Source organism: Serratia sp. CY83965, assembly GCF_052166375.1.
Classification (GTDB): Bacteria; Pseudomonadota; Gammaproteobacteria; order Enterobacterales; family Enterobacteriaceae; genus Serratia; species Serratia marcescens.
This window is the reverse complement of record NZ_JBJNOV010000001.1, coordinates 421,674-440,325: the sequence shown is the minus strand read 5'-3', so window position 1 is coordinate 440,325 and position 18,652 is coordinate 421,674. Positions and strand designations below refer to the sequence as shown.

Here is an 18,652-nt window from a genome sequence, read left to right as displayed (position 1 = left end):
GTTTTAGACAATCTGGCATAAAGTTAATCATATGATTGATTAACTTCGAGCGTGACCCATGCCAGCTTCCGTCCCTCATCAGGCCGCCGGCCGGGCGCGCGGCGAGCAAACGCGCAGGCAGCTGCTCGCCGCGGCGACCGAACTGTTCGGTGAATTCGGCCTGCAGGGCGCCACCACGCGCGATATCGCCCAGCGCGCCGGCCAGAACATCGCCGCCATTACCTACTACTTCAGCTCCAAAGAGGGGCTGTATCTGGCCGTGGCGCAGTCGCTCGCCGATTTCATCCAGCAGGCGTTCGCCCCGTTGGCCGAAGAGGTCGATCGCTTTGGGCAAGAAGCGCCCGAACAACGCTCACCCGACGCGGCGCTACGCTTGCTGCAGCGTGGCCTGCTGGCCTTCAGCGAGCTGATGACCCAGCCGCACACGCTGAACCTGAGCAAAATCATGTCACGCGAACAGCTCGCCCCGACCGAGGCCTACCCGCTGATCCACCGCCAGGTAATCGCGCCGATGCACGAGCGGCTGTGCCGCCTGCTGTCGGCCGCCACCGGCATCGACGAACACGCTCCCCGCCTCGTATTGCATACCCATGCGCTGATCGGCGAGGTGCTGTCGTTCCGCGTGGCGCGCGAAACCATCCGCCGTCAGGCCGGCTGGCAAGAGATTGGCGAGGGCGAAGCGGCGCAAATCGCGGCGGTGCTGAGCGAACATATTGAAATTCTGGTTACTGGGCTGCGCCAACGTCATGGCGCGTAAATTCAGGCAGGGAGTGTTATGAACAAAAAACGCAGTGCCTTGATCGTGTTGTTAATTCTGCTGATCGCGGCCGCCGCTTACGGGGTCTGGCATTACCAACAGCAGCAGGATAAGCCGCTGACGCTGTACGGCAACGTCGATATCCGCACGGTCAACCTCGGCTTTCGCGTCGACGGCCGCCTGGCGTCGCTGACGGTGGATGAAGGCGATGCCGTTCAGCCGGGCCAGCTGCTCGGCAAGCTGGACGACGCCCCCTACCGCAACGCGCTGCAGCAGGCCGAAGCCAACGTCGGCAGCGCGCGCGCCAAACTGTCGCTGCTGCAGGCCGGCTATCGCACCGAAGAGATAGCCCAGGTGCAGTCAGAAATGGCGCAGCGCCAGTCCGCCTTCACCTATGCCGACAGCTTCCTGAAACGCCAGCAGGGGCTGTGGGCGAAAAACGCCACCTCCGCCGACGCGCTGGAGGATGCGCGCACCGCCCGCAATCAGGCGCAGGCCAATCTGCAGGCGGCAAAGGACAAGCTGTCGCAATACCGCAGCGGCAATCGCCCGCAAGAGATTGAACAGGCCAAGGCCGACGTGGCGCAAAGCGAAGCGGCGCTGGCGCAGGCGCAGTTGAACCTGCAAGACGCCACGCTGCTCTCCCCTTCCGCCGGCACGGTGCTGACCCGCGCGGTGGAGCCGGGCACCATGCTCGGCGCCGGCGGCACGGTATTCACCCTGTCGCTGACCCGGCCGGTGTGGGTACGCGCCTACGTCAACGAGACCAGCCTGAATCAGGCGGTGCCCGGCACCGAGTTGGAAATTTACACCGACGGCCGCCCCGGCAAGCCTTACCACGGCAAGATCGGTTTCGTCTCGCCGACCGCAGAGTTCACGCCGAAAAGCGTTGAAACGCCGGATCTGCGCACCGATCTGGTGTATCGCCTGCGGGTGATCGTCACCGACGCCGACGACGCACTGCGCCAGGGCATGCCGGTCACCCTGCACTTCGCCAAACCCTGAGGCCGGCCATGGAACAGGCGCACACCATCGAGCTGGAAGGGCTGGAAAAACGCTTCCCGTCGCTTGAGAAACCGGCGGTCGCCAGCCTGACCACCACCCTGCGCAGCGGCGCGGTGATCGGGCTGGTCGGCCCGGACGGCGCCGGCAAAACCACCCTGCTGCGCATGCTGGCCGGGCTGCTGCAGCCGAGCAGCGGCAAGCTGCGGGTCGCCGGGCTGGATCCGATCGGCCAGGATCGTCAACTGCACGCCATCCTCGGCTACATGCCGCAGAAGTTCGGACTGTATGAGGATCTGACGGTGATGGAGAACCTGACGCTGTACGCCGATCTGCGCGGCGTCACCGGCGATCTGCGGCGTCAGACCTTCGAACGGCTGCTGAAATTCACCGACCTGACCCGCTTCACCGAGCGCCTGGCGGGCAAGCTGTCCGGCGGCATGAAGCAAAAACTGGGACTGGCCTGCACGCTGGTGGGCGCCCCCCAGGTGCTGCTGCTGGATGAACCGGGCGTCGGCGTCGATCCTATCTCGCGCCGCGAACTGTGGCGCATGGTGCACGAGCTGGCCAACGACGGCATGTTGATCCTGTGGAGCACCTCTTATCTCGACGAAGCCGAGCAGTGCCGCGAAGTGCTGCTGCTCAACGAGGGCGAGCTGCTGTTCAGCGGTGCGCCGCAGGATCTGACTCGCCGTATGGCCGGGCGCACGGTGTTGATCGCCGCGCCGCCGGGCAGCCATCGATCGTTGCTGCAGCGGGCGATCTGCCTGCCGGCGGTCACCGACGGCGTGATCCAGGGCAAGTACCTGCGCCTGATCCTGAAAGAAGGCGAAGATCACCGGCAGCTGCTGCAGGCGCTGGATCTGCCGGACGCCGAACTGAACGAAGCGGATCCGCGCTTCGAGGATGCGTTTATCGATCTGCTCGGCGGCGGCCCCAACCATCGCTCGGCGCTGGCGGAGATCATGCCGACCGTCAACGGCGAAAGTGGCGAAACGGTGATCGAAGCGGTGCAGTTGACCAAGAAATTCGGCGATTTCGCCGCCACCGATCACGTCGATTTTCAGGTGCGGCGCGGCGAAATCTTCGGCCTGCTCGGCCCGAACGGCGCCGGCAAGTCCACCACCTTCAAAATGATGTGCGGCCTGCTGGTGCCGTCCGGCGGCAAGGCGCTGGTGCTGGGGATGGATCTGAAGACCAGTTCCGGCAAGGCGCGCCAACGCCTCGGCTACATGGCACAAAAATTCTCGCTGTACGGCAACCTGACGGTGGCGCAGAACCTGAAATTCTTCTCCGGCGTCTACGGCCTGAGCGGCAAGGCGCAGCGCGACAAAATCGACGAGATGTCGCGCGCCTTCAACTTCGCGCCGATCCTCGATCAGACGCCGGACGCGTTGCCGCTCGGCTTCAAACAGCGCCTGGCGCTGGCCTGCGCGCTGATGCACGAACCGGATATTCTGTTCCTCGACGAACCGACTTCCGGCGTCGATCCGCTGACGCGGCGCGAGTTCTGGCTGCACATCAACGGCATGGTCGACAAGGGCGTGACGGTGATGGTGACCACCCACTTTATGGACGAGGCGGAATACTGCGACCGCATCGGCCTGGTGTATCGCGGTAAGATCATCGCCGCCGGCACGCCGGACGATCTCAAACAGCAGGTGGCGCGCGACGACAATCCCAGCCCTTCGATGGAGCAGGCGTTTATTGAGTTGGTGCAAGGCTACGACGAGGAGGAAACGCGGTGAGCGATAACCGAACCCCAATCGACGAGAGCGGCTTCTCCTGGCGCCGGCTGCGCGCGCTGTGCCTGAAGGAAACGCGGCAGATACTGCGCGATCCCAGCAGCGGCCTGATCGCCTTCGTCATCCCGCTGATGCTGCTTTTCATCTTCGGCTACGGCATCAACCTGGACTCCAGCAAGCTGCATCTGGGCATTCTGATGGAGAAACAGAGCGAAGACGCGCGCGATCTGGCCCACGCCTTCGCCGGTTCGCCCTATATCGAACCGACCATCAGCGACAACCGCCAACAGCTGATCCAGCAGATGCAGGCCGGCACGATCCGCGGCCTGGTGGTGATCCCGGTGGATTTCGACCAGCGCATGGCGCGCCCGCACGACAGCGCCCCTATCCAGGTGATCACCGACGGCAGCGAGCCGAACACCGCCAACTTCGTGCAGGGCTATGCCCAGGGCGTATGGCAAATTTGGCAGCAGCAGCGCGCCGCCGATCGGGGGAACAACGACAAACCGCTGATTGACGTACAGATGCGCTACTGGTTCAACCCGGCGGCCATCAGCCGGCACTACATCATTCCCGGCGCCATCACCATCATCATGACGGTGATCGGCGCCATTCTCACCTCGCTGGTGATCGCCCGCGAATGGGAGCGCGGCACCATGGAGGCTCTGCTGTCCACCCAGGTGACGCGCAGCGAGCTGCTGCTCTCCAAACTGATCCCTTATTACTTCCTCGGCATGATCGCCATGGCGCTGTGCATGGCGGTGGCGGTGTGGGTGCTCGGCGTGCCCTATCGCGGTTCGCTGCCGATCCTGCTGCTGATCAGCAGCCTGTTCCTCGCCAGCACCCTCGGCATGGGCCTGCTGATCTCCACCCTCACCCGCAACCAGTTCAACGCGGCGATGGTGGCGCTGAACGCCGCCTTTCTGCCGTCGATCATGCTGTCCGGCTTCATTTTCCAGATCGACAGCATGCCGGCGATCGTGCGCGCGGTGACCTACATCATTCCGGCGCGTTACTTCGTCAGCACGCTGCAAACGCTGTTCCTGGCGGGCAACGTCGGCACCGTGCTGGCGATCAATCTGCTGTTCCTGATCGCTTCCGCCGTGGTGTTCATCGGCCTGACGGCCTGGAAAACCCAGCGTCGGCTGGATTAAGGAGAAAGAGCGATGTTTCACCGTCTGTTGACGCTCATCATCAAGGAAATGCAGGCGCTGCTGCGCGATCCGCAAACCCGCGCCATCCTGATCATGCCGGTGATCCTGCAGGTGCTGCTGTTCCCGTTCGCCGCGACGCTGGAGGTGACCAACGCCACCATCGCGGTCTACAGCGAGGACAGCGGCCAGGCTTCGGTGGAGCTGACCCAACGCTTCGCCAAGGCTAAAGCTTTCTCCCATGTGCTGCTGCTGCGCAACCCGCAGGAGATAAAGACCACCATTGATAACCAACGGGCGCTGCTGCTGATCCGCTTCCCGGCACAGTTCTCGCGCGATATCGCCGCCGGCAATACCGCGCCGCTGCAGCTGCTGCTCGACGGGCGCAACTCCAACAGCGCGCAGATCGCCGCCAACTACGTGCAGCAGATCGTGCAGGAATATCAGAACGAGCTGCTCGGCAACCGTGCCAAACCCAACAACAGCGAACTGGTGGTGCGCAACTGGTATAACCCGAATCTGGACTACAAATGGTTCGTGGTGCCGTCGCTGATCGCCATGATCACCACCATCGGCGTGCTGATCGTCACCTCGCTGTCGGTGGCACGCGAACGCGAACAGGGCACGCTGGAACAGCTGCTGGTCTCGCCGCTCACCACCTGGCAGATCTTTATCGGCAAGGCGGTGCCAGCGCTGATCGTCGCCAGTTTCCAGTCCAGCATCGTGCTGTTGATCGGCATCTTCCTGTACCAGATCCCGTTCGCCGGATCGCTGCTGCTGTTCTATGCCACCATGCTGATCTACGGGCTGTCGCTAGTCGGTTTCGGCCTGCTGATCTCGTCGCTGTGCGCCACTCAGCAGCAGGCGTTTATCGGCGTGTTCGTGTTCATGATGCCGGCGATCCTGCTCTCAGGTTACGTCTCGCCGGTGGAGAATATGCCGGTGTGGCTGCAGGATCTGACCTGGGTGAACCCGATACGCCACTTCACCGACATCACCAAGCAGATCTACCTGAAAGACGCCAGCTTCAGCATCATCTGGCGCAGCCTGTGGCCGCTGCTGGTGATCACCGCCACCACCGGCAGCGCCGCCTACGCGCTGTTTCGCCGCAAAATCGCATAAAAAAAGCTCTGCATGTCACATGCAGAGCCTGTTAAGTCCTTTGGATTTCAAGCGACTGCTTGAAAGACGACGGATTTAGCGGCGGTTGCCGAAGATACGCAGCAACATCAGGAACAGGTTGATGAAGTCGAGATACAGCGTCAGCGCACCGACGATGGCGTACTTGCGGAAGCCGTCTTTATCATCGGCGTTCAGCTGCTCACCCATCGCCTTGAGTTTTTGCGTGTCGTACGCGGTCAGACCGACGAACACCACCACCCCGATGTAGGTAATCGCCCACATCAGCGCGGTGCTTTTCAGCCAGATGTTCACCAACGAGGCCAGCACGATGCCGATCAGCGCCATGAACAGCATGCTGCCGAAGCCGCTCAGATCGCGCTTGGTGGTGTAGCCGTACAGGCTCATCGCGCCGAACATGCCGGCTGTGACCACAAAGGTGCTGGCGATCGAGCTGTAGGTATAAGCGATGAAGATGCTCGACAGCGTCAGCCCGGTCAGCGCCGAGTACAGCATGAACAGCGAGGTGGCCACCGCGCCGCTCAGGCGGTTGACCATGCCGGAAATCACGAACACCAGCGCCAACTGGGCGATGATCAGACCGAAGAAGGTGATCTGGCTGGAGAAGATGAAGTTGAGGATCGCGGGCGTATTGGCCGCATACCAGGAAACGAACGCCGTCAGCAGCAGACCGCAGGTCATCCAGCCGTAAACCTGCGCCATGTAGGCCTGAATGCCGCTGTTGGCACGTTCGACGATTGAACCATTAGAGCGTGGATATCGGTCCATGACGGTTACCTTTTGCGTTGTAAACAAGATTCCGAAGCCCCGCGAACGGGGCTTCGCCTGCTATAAGCGTACCACAGAATAGGCCGCGCGAAAGCGGCAAAGGTCTTGATTTGTTTCCGCTGTTGACGCGTTATTTAGCCGCGTCGTGCCAGCGCTGCGCGGCCTGACGATCGCTGTCGCGAGCGTCCACCCAACGATCGCCCTGGCCGGTCGCTTCGCGCTTCCAGAACGGCGCGCGAGTCTTCAGGTAGTCCATGATGAACTCGCTGGCGGCGAACGCCATGCCGCGGTGCGCACCGGTCACGCCGACGAACACGATCTCGTCGCCGGGATACAGCGCGCCGACGCGGTGGATCACCGTCACGCGCTGCAACGGCCAACGGCTGCGAGCCTCGGCCACGATCTCCGCCAGCGCCTTCTCGGTCATGCCGGGGTAGTGTTCCAGCGTCAGCGCGCTGACGTCGTCCCCGAGGTTATGGTTGCGCACCTTGCCGGTGAAGGTCACCACCGCGCCGTCGGCGTCGCACTGCGCCAGCCACTGATACTCGTCGCCGACGTTGAACGGCGCTTCGCCCACGCGAATGCGGGTGTTTTCCATGCTTACCCCCCGGTAACCGGCGGGAAGAAGGCCACTTCATCGCCGGCGCACAGCGGGTGATCCGCCGCCACCAGCGACTGATTGACCGCCGCCAGCAGCTTGCCGGACTCCAGCGCCAGCGCCCAGCGATCGCCGCGCGCACACAACGCCTGGCGCAGCGCCTCGACGGTCGGGTAATCCGCCGGCATCGACAGCGCGCCGGTGCCCACCAGTTCGCGCACCTGCGCGAAGAAAAGAATATCGATCATGCGTTCACCTTAAAATCGCCGGATTTGCCGCCGCTTTTCGCCAGCAGGCGTACCGGGCCGATCACCATATCTTTCTGTACCGCTTTGCACATATCATAGATGGTCAATGCCGCCACCGAGGCGGCGGTCAGCGCCTCCATCTCGACGCCGGTTTTGCCGGTCAGCCGGCAGCAGGTTTCGATGCGCACCCGGCTGTGCTGCGTCTGCGCCTCCAGCTGCACTTCGACTTTGCTCAGCATCAGCGGGTGGCACAGCGGGATCAGCTCCCAGGTGCGTTTGGCCGCCTGAATACCGGCGATGCGCGCCGTGGCGAACACGTCGCCCTTGTGATGGCTGCCGTCGACGATCATCGCCAACGTGGCGGGCAGCATCTCGACGAAGGCTTCGGCGCGCGCCTCGCGCACCGTTTCGGCCTTGGCGGAAACGTCGACCATATGGGCTTCGCCGGCGGCGTTAATGTGGGTTAGCTGTGTCATGACTCAGGGCTTCTTCAAATGGGGTTGGAAGTTGCACGGGCGATGGCGCGCGTCCAACTGCTCTTCGATAATCCGCTCCCAGGCGGTGCGGCAGGCGCGGGTGGAACCCGGCATGGCGAAAATCACCGTGCGGTTGGCCAAGCCGGCCAGCGCGCGCGACTGGATCGTCGCGGTGCCGATCTCTTCGTACGACACCATGCGGAACAGTTCGCCGAACCCTTCCACCTCTCTGTCGAACAGCGGCAACAGCGCTTCCGGCGTGTTGTCGCGCGCGGTAAATCCGGTGCCGCCGGTGATCAGCACCGCCTGCACGTTGTCATCGGCAATCCACGCGGAAACCCGCGCGCGGATCTGGTAAATGTCATCTTTGACGATGGCGCGATCCACCACCTGATGGCCGGCTTCCCGCGCCGCGTCCTGCAGATATTGGCCGGAGGTGTCTTCCGCCTCGCCGCGGCTGTCGGACACGGTCAGGATGGCGATATGCGCCGGAATAAACTCGCTGCTCGCATGGCTCATGATTCAATAAGCTCCTATTGGCTGTCAGCCGCCGATAAACGACAGGTTCTGGGTGATCCCGCTGTTGCCCTGATGCAGGAAATGGGTCTGCTTCTTGCTCAGCAGCCCGCTCTGAATGCGCGCCTTCAGCGCGTCGAGCTGGCCGTCGTCCGCCAGCAGATCGCGCAGGGGCACCCCCTGCTCGCCGAACAGGCACAGATGCAGATTGCCGATGGAAGAAACGCGCAGCCGGTTGCAGCTGGCGCAGAAGTCTTTTTCATACGGCATGATAAGACCCACCTCACCCTGGTAGTCCGGGTGGCTGAACACCTGCGCCGGGCCGTCGCTGCGGCCGCGCGCCTGGCGCTGCCAACCCTGCTGCTCCAGCTGCAGGCGAATCACTTCGCCGGAAACGTGGTGTTTGCGAAACAGTTCGCCCCCCTCGCCGGTTTCCATCAGTTCGATAAAACGCAGTTGGATCGGCCGATCCTTGATCCAGGCGAGAAACGCGCCGAGCTGCTGGTGATTGACGTCGCGCATCAGCACGGCGTTGACCTTGACCTTGCTGAAACCGGCGCTGAAGGCGGCGTCGATGCCGTCCATCACCTGGCGGAACTTGTCCTGACCGGTAATGGCGTGAAACTGACGGGGATCCAGGCTGTCGATGCTGACGTTGATCGCCGTCAGACCGGCGTCACGCCAGGCGGCGACGTCGCGCGCCAGACGGTAGCCGTTGGTGGTGACCGCCAGCGTGCGAATGGCCGGATTTTCCCGCACGGCGGCGATGATCTCGGTAAAATCACGGCGCAGCGAAGGCTCGCCGCCGGTCAGGCGCACCTTTTCGGTGCCCAGTTCGGCGAACGCGCGGCTGACGCGGCGGATTTCATCCAGCGACAGGAAGCTTTTCGGGCTGCCGCTCGGCTTGTAGCCGTCGGGCAGACAATAGGTGCAACGAAAGTTGCACACGTCGGTGATCGACAAGCGCAGGTAATAGAACTTGCGCTCATAAGCATCAATGAGTTGCGGTACCATAACACCTTTCCAAAGTCGGGAGATGCGAGCGTTTCCCCTCTGCACCCTGGTGGCTGACTTCGCCACGGCCCAGGCGCCATATCGTTCCGGATGAACAACGTAGGCGCAGGGGCTAGGAGTTTGATTTCTCTTCCCGCTACCTTGAGTAGCCGGAATGAAACCGTGGTTTTCAGCAGAATTCTAGCGCTAATCGGCAACGATAGCCAACGCGTTAATTCGCTATATAATTGTCTATACAGCGTTTTTAGACGCCGTCTATTCGGGTAAACCATGATAAACATCGCTTGCGTGGACGAATTGACCAGAATCACGCAAATGACACTCTTTATCGCGTTTTTATGCCGGATCCGCTACCTTATGCGGGCAGTTCAGCCCCTTTGTAAGGAAATTTATGCGTAATCGTACCCTGGCCGATCTCGACCGCGTGGTGGCGTTGGGCGGCGGACACGGCCTGGGCCGTGTGATGTCGGCCCTGTCGTCCTTAGGCTCCCGCCTGACCGGCATCGTCACCACCACCGACAACGGCGGTTCCACCGGCCGCATCCGCCGTTCGGAAGGCGGCATTGCCTGGGGCGATACCCGCAACTGTCTCAACCAGCTGATCACCGAACCGAGCGTCGCCTCGGCGATGTTCGAATACCGTTTCAGCGGCAACGGTGAGCTGGCCGGCCATAACCTGGGCAACCTGATGCTGAAAGCGCTGGATCACCTGAGCGTGCGCCCGCTGGAAGCGATCAATCTGGTGCGCAGCTTGCTGAAGGTGGATGCGGCGCTGATCCCGATGTCGGAGCAGCCGGTGGATTTGATGGCGCACGATCACGAAGGCAATCACGTTTACGGTGAAGTGAATGTCGATCAACTGGCCCACATGCCGCAGGAGCTGATGCTGTCGCCCCCGGTCAACGCCACGCGCGAAGCGCTGGACGCCATCGCGCAAGCCGACGTGATCCTGATCGGGCCGGGCAGCTTTCTCACCAGCCTGATGCCGCTGCTGCTGCTGGACGATCTCACCCAGGCGCTGCGCCGCAGCAGCGCCAGCATGATCTATATCGGCAACCTCGGCCGCGAGCTGAGCGTGGCCGCCGCGGCGCTGTCGTTAAAGGATAAGCTGACGCTGATGGAAGAGAAGATCGGCCGCCGGATGATCGATGCGCTGATCGTCGGCCCGGCGGTGGACGCCAGTGAAGTGCAGGATCGGGTGGTGATTCAACAGCCGCTGGAAGCGAGCGACATCCCCTACCGCCACGATCGCCAACTGCTGCGCCAGGCGCTGGATCACGCGCTGGTGGGGCTGGCCGCCCGCCGCTGACCGAATTTAACCGTCTCGCCCGCGCAGCCAGGGATTATCGCTGGCCGGGGCGGGATGGCTGACCATATCGATATACAGATCTTCCACCTCTTTGCGCGCCCAGGGCGTGCGACGCAAAAACTTCAGGCTGGACTTGATGCTCGGATCGCTGCGGAAGCAGTTGATGCGAATGCGCGCGCCCAGTTCGGACCAACCGTAGTGATCCACCAGTTTATTCAGCAGTTGCTCCAGCGTCACGCCGTGCAGCGGGTCTTTAGACTGGTGTTGGCTCATGTTCGGTACTCTTCGTGGTCAAATCGGGCCGCACACCATAACAGCTTTGGCGCGGCCGACAAGGAATTTTGACGCCCACGGCGCGGGCGCCGTCCAACGGTCAGGAAATCGCGATGAACTGCTCGCGCAGCTGGTGGATCTCGTCACGCAGCGCAGCCGCCTGCTCGAACTCCAGGTTTTGCGCGTGGGTGTACATCTGCGCTTCCAGATCGCGGATTTTCTGATCCAGCGCTTTCGGCGTGAGGTTCTGCAGCTGAGCGCCGCCGTCCACGGCCTTGCTCCTGCCTTTACCCTTGGCGCGGTTGACCGGCTGACCGATCTGCAGAATATCGCCGATCTTCTTGTTCAGCCCCTGCGGCACGATGCCGTTGGCTTCGTTATAGGCCTGCTGCTTGGCGCGGCGCCGCTCGGTTTCACCGATCGCCTTGGCCATCGAATCGGTGATGCGATCGCCATACAGGATCGCCTTGCCGTTCAGGTTACGCGCCGCGCGGCCGATGGTCTGGATCAGCGAACGTTCGGAACGCAGGAAGCCTTCCTTGTCGGCGTCCAGAATCGCCACCAGCGACACCTCAGGCATGTCGAGCCCCTCACGCAACAGGTTGATGCCCACCAGCACGTCGAACTCGCCCAGACGCAGGTCACGAATGATTTCGACCCGTTCCACGGTATCGATATCCGAGTGCAGGTAGCGCACGCGCTCGCCATGCTCTTCCAGGTATTCGGTCAGGTCTTCCGCCATGCGTTTGGTCAGGGTGGTCACCAGCACGCGCTCGTTGATCGCCGCGCGCTTGCGGATCTCGGAGAGCAGATCGTCCACCTGGGTGGCGACCGGCCGCACTTCCACGATCGGATCCAGCAACCCGGTCGGCCGCACCACCTGATCGATCAGATCGCCGCCGGATTTCTCCAGCTCATATTTGCCCGGCGTGGCGGAAACATAGATGGTCTGTGGCGCCAACGCCTCGAACTCCTCGAAGCGCAAGGGGCGGTTGTCCAGCGCCGACGGCAGACGAAAGCCGTACTCCACCAGCGTTTCCTTGCGCGCGCGGTCGCCCTTGAACATCGCGCCAATCTGCGGAATGGTCACGTGGGATTCGTCGACCACCAGCAGGCCGTCCGCCGGCAGGTAGTCGAACAGCGTCGGCGGCGGCTCGCCCTCGGCGCGCCCGGAAAGGTAGCGCGAGTAGTTTTCGATGCCCGAGCAGTAGCCCAGCTCGTTCATCATCTCCAGATCGAACTGGGTGCGCTGCGTCAGGCGCTGCTCTTCCAGCAGCTTGTTGTTGGCCAGCAGCACTTTGCGGCGGTCCGCCAGATCGACCTTGATCTCTTCCATCGCCTGCATGATCCGCTCGCGCGGCGTCACGTAGTGCGATTTCGGGTAGATGGTAAAACGCGGCACCACCTGTTCAATCTGGCCGGTCAGCGGATCGAACAGCGACAACCGCTCCACTTCTTCGTCGAACAGCTCGACGCGCAACGCCAGCTCGTCCGATTCCGCCGGGAAGATATCGATCACCTCACCGCGCACGCGGAAGGTGGCGCGCTGGAAAGCCTGATCGTTGCGGGAATACTGCAGCTCCGCCAGGCGGCGCAAAATGGAGCGCTGATCGATGATCATCCCCTGGGTCAGATGCAGCATCATCTTCAGGTAAAGATCCGGATCGCCCAGGCCGTAGATCGCCGACACCGACGCCACCACCACCACGTCGCGCCGCTCCAGCAGCGCCTTGGTGGCGGAAAGACGCATCTGCTCGATGTGCTCGTTCACCGAAGCGTCTTTTTCAATGAAGGTGTCGGAGCTGGGCACGTAGGCTTCCGGCTGGTAGTAGTCGTAGTAGGAGACGAAGTACTCCACCGCATTCTCCGGGAAAAACGCTTTCATCTCGCCGTACAGCTGCGCCGCCAGCGTCTTGTTCGGCGCCAGCACCATGGTCGGCCGATTCAGATCGGCTATCACGTTGGCGATGGTGAACGTCTTGCCCGAACCGGTGACCCCCAGCAGCGTCTGGTGCGCCAGGCCGTCTTCCAGCCCCTCTTCCAGCTTGCGGATGGCTTCCGGCTGATCGCCGGCCGGTTTGAACTCGGAATGCAGTTTGAAAAGTTTACTCATTGCTCGGCTACCCTGTGGAGATGCGCGCGCTCAGGCGGCCAGCCGGCTCTGCGCCGGACATGGCCCCTAATTATGGAAAGTGTCGGCGATTTGCGCCAGTGCCCATGATACTGGATATAAAACCAGCTTCAAGCGGATTCGTCGCCGCGCCCGGCACTGCGGCAATGCCGTTGCACCGTGACGTTACAGCGGGGTGACATTTTTATTGTCAATAACAGATTTATCCCCAGAACTTGCCGCGAATTAACTTATTGATAGTACCGCGTCGAAAAATCATACATAGAGGCCTGATCAATACCCCTGCGTCTTGATTTTAATTAATCTATTGATATATAAGATATTTAATAAAAAGACGAGAATGCGGGCAAAGCGAACAGAACCCGCGTCCGCTCTCGCTTTACAGCGTTTTTCTAAATCTAATGCACAAGGTTATCCACAGGAATAGTGGATAACTCTCACCGCCCCGCCCGGGGCGGGAGTTACAGAAAGAAAGCTTTTCGCCCTTTACACTCGCCAAAATGGCTTTTTTAGTTATTTTTTCATAAAAATATCGCTTTGTTTATGCCGATTAATACTAAAAATCCCCATTGCCAAAATCGCATCGGCCCCTTTCTCGCGGATCGCGCTTGACGGCGGCGCAATGCCTTGCACCATGCCCTCACCGAAGAGCACCACAAGAGTGCAAAAAACGTCCGGGTTAACTTCCCCGCGTATTTTCAGGCTGTCACGGCAGCGCACGTCAGGCCTGACCAGCGGTTAACAAGGCGATAACAATCCCCGTTTTCACCCGGCGGTAAAACTGGCCTGAGAGTTGCTTTATCTTCCTGCGTATAAATGCGGTTCGACAGCGTGATGCGCTGCCAGCCGCAGCGTGTCCCCCTCGCGGTGCTATCGCCTGTAAAAGCGCAAGAACGACACCAAGTCGTCACAAGCGTCGTTTTTAACGACATATTGACTGTCATTCCGTCCACCGCAGACCTTGCTCTGGCTCATTGGACGGACGGCATCTTGTTCCAGACATTGCCACACTCGGGAAATTCGCCGCGCATGCGGCCTTTGCTGTCCCCCGCCAACGAGTGAAACGAGCGTCTATGAGGAGAATGCCAAATGCTGAGCCTGAGATCGGTCAATCAATTCTACGGTCAAAACCACACCCTGTGGGACATCAACCTGGAGCTGCCGCGCGGCCAGTGCACCGTGCTGCTCGGGCGCAACGGCGTGGGCAAGACCACGCTGGTCAACTGCATCATGGGGCATTTGCCGGTGGTGAGCGGCAGCATGACCTGGCAGCCGGCGGATCAACCGCCGCAAAACCTGCTGCTGCAACCGATGGAGCGCCGCGCGGCACTGGGCATCAGCCACGTCCCGCAAGGGCGGCAACTCTTCTCGCAGCTGAGCGTGGAAGAGAATCTGCAGGTGGCGCAGATGGCCGTGCGCGGCGCCCCTCGCCGCATTCCGCCGCTGATCTACAGCCTGTTTCCCAATTTGCGCCAGATGCGTACCCGCCGCGCCGGCGATCTGTGCGAAGGCGCCCAGCGCCAGTTGGCGATCGGTCGTGCGCTGGCGCAGGAGCCGGCGCTGCTGATCCTCGACGAACCCACGGCGGGCGTGCCCCCCTCGATCGCCGCCGACATCGGCAACGTGATCCGCAGGCTCAACTATGAGTTGGGCATGACCATTTTGCTGGTAGAGCATCAGTTGCCGTTCGTGCGCCGGGTGGCGGACCGCTTTTGCCTGTTGGATAGCGGGCGCACCGTGGCGCACGGCGCGCTGGCGCAGCTGGATGAGGCGCTGATCGGCGCCGGGCTGGCGGGACAGGAAGGAAGATGAGGGGGAGTCCCCCTCATGGGGCGTTTGTTTATAGCAGGCTGATGTCCAGATACTGCCCCAACCGCGCCCGTTCGGCCTGCGGCAGGTGCGGGATTTCGCCCAGCAGCGGCGCCGGCAGCATGCGGCGCAGCGTGGCCAGGTATTCCTGATGCCGCCGCCCCGGCGGCGTCACGTCGTTGGCGATCCAACCGGCCAGCGTCAGCCCCGCCTGTTGCACCGCCTGCGCCGTCAGCACCGCGTGGTTGATGCACCCCAGTTTGATGCCCACCACCAGGATCACCGGCAGTTGCTCCTGCCGTACCCAGTCGGCGAAGGTGTACTCCGCCGACAGCGGAGTAAACCACCCGCCGGCGCCCTCGACCAGCACCCAGTCGGCGCGCTGCTCCAGCCGGCGCAGGCCGTCGGACAGCCGCGCCGCGTCGATCGGCCGGCCTTCATCGGCGCTGACGATATGCGGCGAGGTCGGTTCGGCAAAAACGTAAGGGTTCACTTCGTCGTAATCCAGCGCCACGCCGCTGTTGGCCTGCAGCGCCAGCGCGTCGCCGTTGCGCAGCCCCTCGGCGGTCATCTCGCTGCCGGAGGCCACCGGCTTATAGCCGGCGCTGCGGTAGCCCGCCCGGTTGGCGGCCTGCAGCAAGGCGCTGCTGGCGACGGTTTTCCCCACTTCGGTGTCGGTGCCGGTCACGAACCAACGTTTAATCACGATAAATCACTCCATAAGCCAGATGATAGCTGAGCGGGAACTGCCCCTGCCGGCACGGGTAAGCCGCCTGCAACGCGGCGAGACGGCCGCGCGACATCAGGCCGCCCTCGCGCCCCTGATGCAAATGCGTCGCCCCGATACCCTTGAGCGAACGCATCAGCGTCATCACGTCCGGGTAGTTCAGGGTGCGTAATTCCGTCACCAGCTCGTGTCGATAGGCAGCGCAGGCGGCGCGGATCTGCGTCAACGGCAAAAAGGCGTTCACGTGACGTTCGCCGTCCACCTGTTGCCAGGCGTCCCCCAATTCCTGCAGCGAGCCCGCCGCCAGCGTGGAAAACAGGATCACGCCGCCGGGCCGGGTCACGCGATACAGCTCCGCCAGCGCGGCGGGCAGATCGCTGCACCACTGCACTACCAGGCTGCTGAAACAGATGTCCATCGCCGCGTCGGGCAGTGGCACCTGTTCGATATCGCCCAGCAGATAATGGTGCGCCGCCTGTTGCTGACGGGCGAACGCCAACATCCCCGGCGCCAGATCGAGCGCGGTCACCTGCTTGCCGCGCTCACGCCACATACGGCTGAAATAGCCGGTGCCGCAGCCGGCGTCCAGCAGCCGTTCGCCCGGGTGGGAACTCCCCATCCCCAGTAAGCGCTCGCCAACGTCACGCTGCAGCGCGGCGGCGGCGTCGTAGCTGCCGGCCGCGCGGCTGAAGGCCGAGGCGACCGCCTGTTTGTTCACCCTGTCATTGGCTGACGTCATGCAATACCTCCAGCAGGCGATCGATGTCCTGCGGCTGGTGCGCCGCCGTCAGGGTAATGCGCAGCCGCGCGCCGCCCGGCGGCACCGTCGGCGGACGGATGGCGCTCACCCACATCCCCCGCTCGCGCAGGCGGGTCGCCAGATCGAGCGCGCGTTGATTGTCACCCACCAGCAGCGGCTGGATGGCGGTGTCGGAGTCCGTCAGGGTCAGCGCCAACGGCGCCGCGCCCTGGCGGAAACGGCGAATATTGTCCTGCAGCCGGGCGCGCAGTTCATCGCCCTCTTGAATGCAGGCCAGCGCCGCCTGCAGCGCGCAGGCCTGCGCCGGCGGCATCGCGGTGCTGTAAATCAGATGGCGGGCGAACTGCAGCAGATACTCGGCGGTCGCCTCATCGCACAGCACCGCCGCGCCGCTGACGCCGAACGCCTTGCCGAAGGTCGCCACCAGCAGTTCAGGGCGCACGCCCTGCTGCCAGCAGCTGCCGCGGCCTTGCTCGCCGCGCACGCCGACGCCGTGGGCATCGTCCACCATCAGCCAGGCGCCCGCCGCGCGGGTTAAGCGGTACAGTTCCGCCAATGGCGCGCCGTCGCCGTCCATGCTGAACACCCCTTCGGTCACCGCCAGCCGCTGCCCGTCGCAGGGTTTGGCCAGCAAATCCGCCAAAGCCTGCGGCTGATTGTGCTGGAACCGGCGCAGCTCGGCCGGCGACTGCGCCGCCGCCTCCAGCAGCGAAGCGTGGCTGAGGCGATCGGCCAAAATGCGATCGCCCTTCTGCATCAACGCCGCCAGCACCGCCTGGTTGGCGGCGTAACCGGAGATGAACAGCAGCGCGCGCGGATAGCCGAGCCACGCCGCCAGTTGCTCTTCCAGCGCCTGATGCGCCACGCTAAAGCCGGTGACGTGGCCCGAACCGCCGCTGCCGACGCCGTAACGCTGCGCGCCCTGCTGCCAGGCGGCGATCACCCGCGCATCCTGGCTCAGCCCCAGGTAGTCGTTACCGGAGAAGTTCAGATAGAGACGATCGCCGAGCCGGATCTGGCGGCCGTTGCCGCCCTCGGTGGTTTGTCGCCGGCGATAGGCGGCGTTCAGGCGCCGCTCCGCCAGCGCCTGCTCGATGCGTTGTGGCCAGCTCATCACGGCGCCGCGTTGTAAAACTCGGCGGTATCGGCGTTCAGCAGTTGCTTGGCCAGCACCTGCTGTTGCTGGTTGTCGCCGTGTTCGGTGGCGGTCTGCTGCGGGTTCAATCCCAGCTTGCGGAACAACTGCAGATCCTTATCTTCTTCCGGATTCGGCGTGGTCAGCAGCTTGCAACCGTAGAAGATGGAGTTGGCGCCGGCCATGAAGCACATCGCCTGCGTCTGTTCGTTCATCTGTTCACGGCCGGCGGAAAGGCGGACATAAGAGGATGGCATCATGATGCGCGCCACCGCGATGGTGCGGATGAAGTCAAACGGATCGACGTCGTCGTTATCCGCCAGCGGCGTGCCTTTCACCTTCACCAGCATGTTGATCGGCACGCTCTCCGGCGGTTTCGGCAGGTTGGCCAGCTGCACCAGCAGCCCGGCGCGGTCGCGCACCGTTTCACCCAGCCCGACGATGCCGCCGGAGCACACTTTGATGCCGGCGTCGCGCACCTTGTCGAGCGTATCCAGACGCTCCTGGTAGCTGCGGGTGGTGATGATGTTGCCGTAGAACTCCGGCGAGGTGTCGAGGTTATGGTTGTAGTAATCCAATCCGGCTTCCGCCAGCCGCTCGGCCTGAGTGCCGTCCAGCGTGCCCAGCGTCATGCAGGTTTCCATGCCCATCGCTTTCACGCCCTGCACCATCTGCTGCAAATAAGGCATATCGCGCTCGTGCGGGTTCTTCCAGGCCGCGCCCATGCAAAAACGGGTCGAGCCGTTCGCTTTGGCTTTGCGCGCCGATTCCAGCACCTGCTCGACCTGCATCAGTCGCTCCGACTCCAGGCCGGTCTTGTAGCGTGAGCTCTGCGGGCAGTATTTACAGTCTTCCGGGCAAGCGCCGGTTTTGATCGACAGCAGCGTGCTGACCTGCACCTGACGCGGGTCGAAGTGCCGGCGGTGTACGGTTTGCGCTTCGAACAGCAGTTCAAGCAGCGGTTTATCAAACAGGGCCTGGGCTTGCCCTACTGTCCAGTGAATGCGATCGGCCATCATGGCGTCTCCAAAACGAAAAAGTGTCGCCAGTTTAAATATTGTGGATATACTGTCAACCAATCTTAATTCAATTC

20 protein-coding genes and 1 riboswitch are annotated in these 18,652 nt (G+C 62.6%); of the genes, 7 read left to right on the top strand and 13 right to left on the bottom strand.

What is annotated here, in order from left to right:
* The first annotated feature begins 58 nt into the window (after positions 1-58).
* From cecR to ACJ8PL_RS02190, 5 genes are read left to right on the top strand one after another with little or no spacing between them, the layout of a single operon-like run.
* Positions 59-757, top strand: a complete 699-nt coding sequence (cecR, locus tag ACJ8PL_RS02210; RefSeq protein ID WP_016928673.1) for a transcriptional regulator CecR — start codon at positions 59-61, stop codon at positions 755-757.
* Positions 758-775: 18 nt separating this feature from the next.
* Positions 776-1,762: a secretion protein HlyD gene (gene hlyD, locus ACJ8PL_RS02205; RefSeq protein ID WP_240293930.1), complete on the top strand. Its 987-nt coding sequence runs from the start codon at positions 776-778 to the stop codon at positions 1,760-1,762.
* An 8-nt stretch (positions 1,763-1,770) separates the two neighbouring features.
* Positions 1,771-3,507 carry an ATP-binding cassette domain-containing protein gene (locus tag ACJ8PL_RS02200; RefSeq protein WP_016928675.1) on the top strand — a complete coding sequence of 579 codons (1,737 nt, stop codon included), beginning with the start codon at positions 1,771-1,773 and terminating at the stop codon, positions 3,505-3,507.
* Entirely contained in the window at positions 3,504-4,658 is a 1,155-nt protein-coding gene (locus tag ACJ8PL_RS02195) for an ABC transporter permease (protein WP_442530778.1), read from the top strand. The genes ACJ8PL_RS02200 and ACJ8PL_RS02195 overlap by 4 nt, the downstream gene beginning before the upstream one ends.
* Before the next feature lie 12 nt (positions 4,659-4,670).
* Positions 4,671-5,777: an ABC transporter permease gene (locus ACJ8PL_RS02190; RefSeq protein WP_033641042.1), complete on the top strand. Its 1,107-nt coding sequence runs from the start codon at positions 4,671-4,673 to the stop codon at positions 5,775-5,777.
* Positions 5,778-5,852: 75 nt separating this feature from the next.
* Here ACJ8PL_RS02190 and ACJ8PL_RS02185 read toward each other — a convergent pair whose 3' ends face one another.
* The 6 genes from ACJ8PL_RS02185 to moaA form a co-directional block, all read right to left on the bottom strand.
* Positions 5,853-6,563, bottom strand: coding sequence for a Bax inhibitor-1/YccA family protein (locus tag ACJ8PL_RS02185; RefSeq protein ID WP_004939761.1), 711 nt, complete (start codon positions 6,561-6,563; stop codon positions 5,853-5,855).
* Between the two features lie 130 nt (positions 6,564-6,693).
* The gene (gene moaE, locus ACJ8PL_RS02180; protein ID WP_033642239.1) at positions 6,694-7,161 is read right to left on the bottom strand and encodes a molybdopterin synthase catalytic subunit MoaE; all 468 of its coding nucleotides are present in this window, start codon (positions 7,159-7,161) and stop codon (positions 6,694-6,696) included.
* A gap of 2 nt (positions 7,162-7,163) precedes the next feature.
* Positions 7,164-7,409: a molybdopterin synthase sulfur carrier subunit gene (moaD, locus tag ACJ8PL_RS02175; protein WP_274985273.1), complete on the bottom strand. Its 246-nt coding sequence runs from the start codon at positions 7,407-7,409 to the stop codon at positions 7,164-7,166.
* A complete protein-coding gene (gene moaC / locus ACJ8PL_RS02170; RefSeq protein WP_048794855.1) occupies positions 7,406-7,885 on the bottom strand; it encodes a cyclic pyranopterin monophosphate synthase MoaC in 480 nt (159 codons plus the stop codon). The genes moaD and moaC overlap by 4 nt, the downstream gene beginning before the upstream one ends.
* Before the next feature lie 3 nt (positions 7,886-7,888).
* A complete protein-coding gene (gene moaB, locus ACJ8PL_RS02165) occupies positions 7,889-8,404 on the bottom strand; it encodes a molybdenum cofactor biosynthesis protein B (protein ID WP_033633872.1) in 516 nt (171 codons plus the stop codon).
* 24 nt (positions 8,405-8,428) lie between these two features.
* Complete coding sequence (gene moaA / locus ACJ8PL_RS02160) at positions 8,429-9,415, bottom strand: GTP 3',8-cyclase MoaA (RefSeq protein ID WP_016928681.1); 987 nt, start codon at positions 9,413-9,415, stop codon at positions 8,429-8,431.
* Positions 9,402-9,546: riboswitch (molybdenum cofactor riboswitch) on the bottom strand. (Overlaps the previous gene by 14 nt.)
* 260 nt (positions 9,547-9,806) lie before the next feature.
* On the opposite strand from moaA, the gene ACJ8PL_RS02155 reads away from it, so the two are divergent.
* On the top strand, positions 9,807-10,724 hold the full coding sequence (locus ACJ8PL_RS02155; protein WP_049203797.1) for a gluconeogenesis factor YvcK family protein: 918 nt from the start codon (positions 9,807-9,809) through the stop codon (positions 10,722-10,724).
* A gap of 6 nt (positions 10,725-10,730) precedes the next feature.
* Here the strand turns inward: ACJ8PL_RS02155 and ACJ8PL_RS02150 are convergent, their stop codons facing one another.
* The 3 genes from ACJ8PL_RS02150 to ACJ8PL_RS02140 form a co-directional block, all read right to left on the bottom strand.
* Complete coding sequence (locus ACJ8PL_RS02150) at positions 10,731-10,997, bottom strand: VF530 family DNA-binding protein (protein WP_004939783.1); 267 nt, start codon at positions 10,995-10,997, stop codon at positions 10,731-10,733.
* 100 nt (positions 10,998-11,097) lie between these two features.
* Positions 11,098-13,110 carry an excinuclease ABC subunit UvrB gene (uvrB, locus tag ACJ8PL_RS02145; protein ID WP_016928683.1) on the bottom strand — a complete coding sequence of 671 codons (2,013 nt, stop codon included), beginning with the start codon at positions 13,108-13,110 and terminating at the stop codon, positions 11,098-11,100.
* Between the two features lie 531 nt (positions 13,111-13,641).
* Positions 13,642-13,848: a hypothetical protein gene (locus tag ACJ8PL_RS02140; RefSeq protein WP_126186656.1), complete on the bottom strand. Its 207-nt coding sequence runs from the start codon at positions 13,846-13,848 to the stop codon at positions 13,642-13,644.
* Between the two features lie 369 nt (positions 13,849-14,217).
* Here ACJ8PL_RS02140 and ACJ8PL_RS02135 point away from each other — a divergent pair, with 369 nt between their 5' ends.
* A complete protein-coding gene (locus tag ACJ8PL_RS02135; protein WP_016928685.1) occupies positions 14,218-14,940 on the top strand; it encodes an ATP-binding cassette domain-containing protein in 723 nt (240 codons plus the stop codon).
* Between the two features lie 28 nt (positions 14,941-14,968).
* On the opposite strand, the gene bioD is transcribed toward ACJ8PL_RS02135, so the two are convergent.
* The 4 genes from bioD to bioB are packed head-to-tail and all read right to left on the bottom strand — an operon-like array spanning position 14,969 to position 18,575.
* Positions 14,969-15,643, bottom strand: coding sequence for a dethiobiotin synthase (gene bioD, locus ACJ8PL_RS02130; RefSeq protein WP_033641046.1), 675 nt, complete (start codon positions 15,641-15,643; stop codon positions 14,969-14,971).
* Positions 15,636-16,403, bottom strand: coding sequence for a malonyl-ACP O-methyltransferase BioC (gene bioC / locus ACJ8PL_RS02125; RefSeq protein WP_028128263.1), 768 nt, complete (start codon positions 16,401-16,403; stop codon positions 15,636-15,638). The genes bioD and bioC overlap by 8 nt, the downstream gene beginning before the upstream one ends.
* Positions 16,387-17,538, bottom strand: coding sequence for an 8-amino-7-oxononanoate synthase (bioF, locus tag ACJ8PL_RS02120; RefSeq protein ID WP_442530776.1), 1,152 nt, complete (start codon positions 17,536-17,538; stop codon positions 16,387-16,389). Before bioF ends, bioC begins: the two co-directional genes overlap by 17 nt.
* Positions 17,538-18,575, bottom strand: coding sequence for a biotin synthase BioB (bioB, locus tag ACJ8PL_RS02115; protein ID WP_028127661.1), 1,038 nt, complete (start codon positions 18,573-18,575; stop codon positions 17,538-17,540). Before bioB ends, bioF begins: the two co-directional genes overlap by 1 nt.
* Positions 18,576-18,652: the final 77 nt, after the last annotated feature.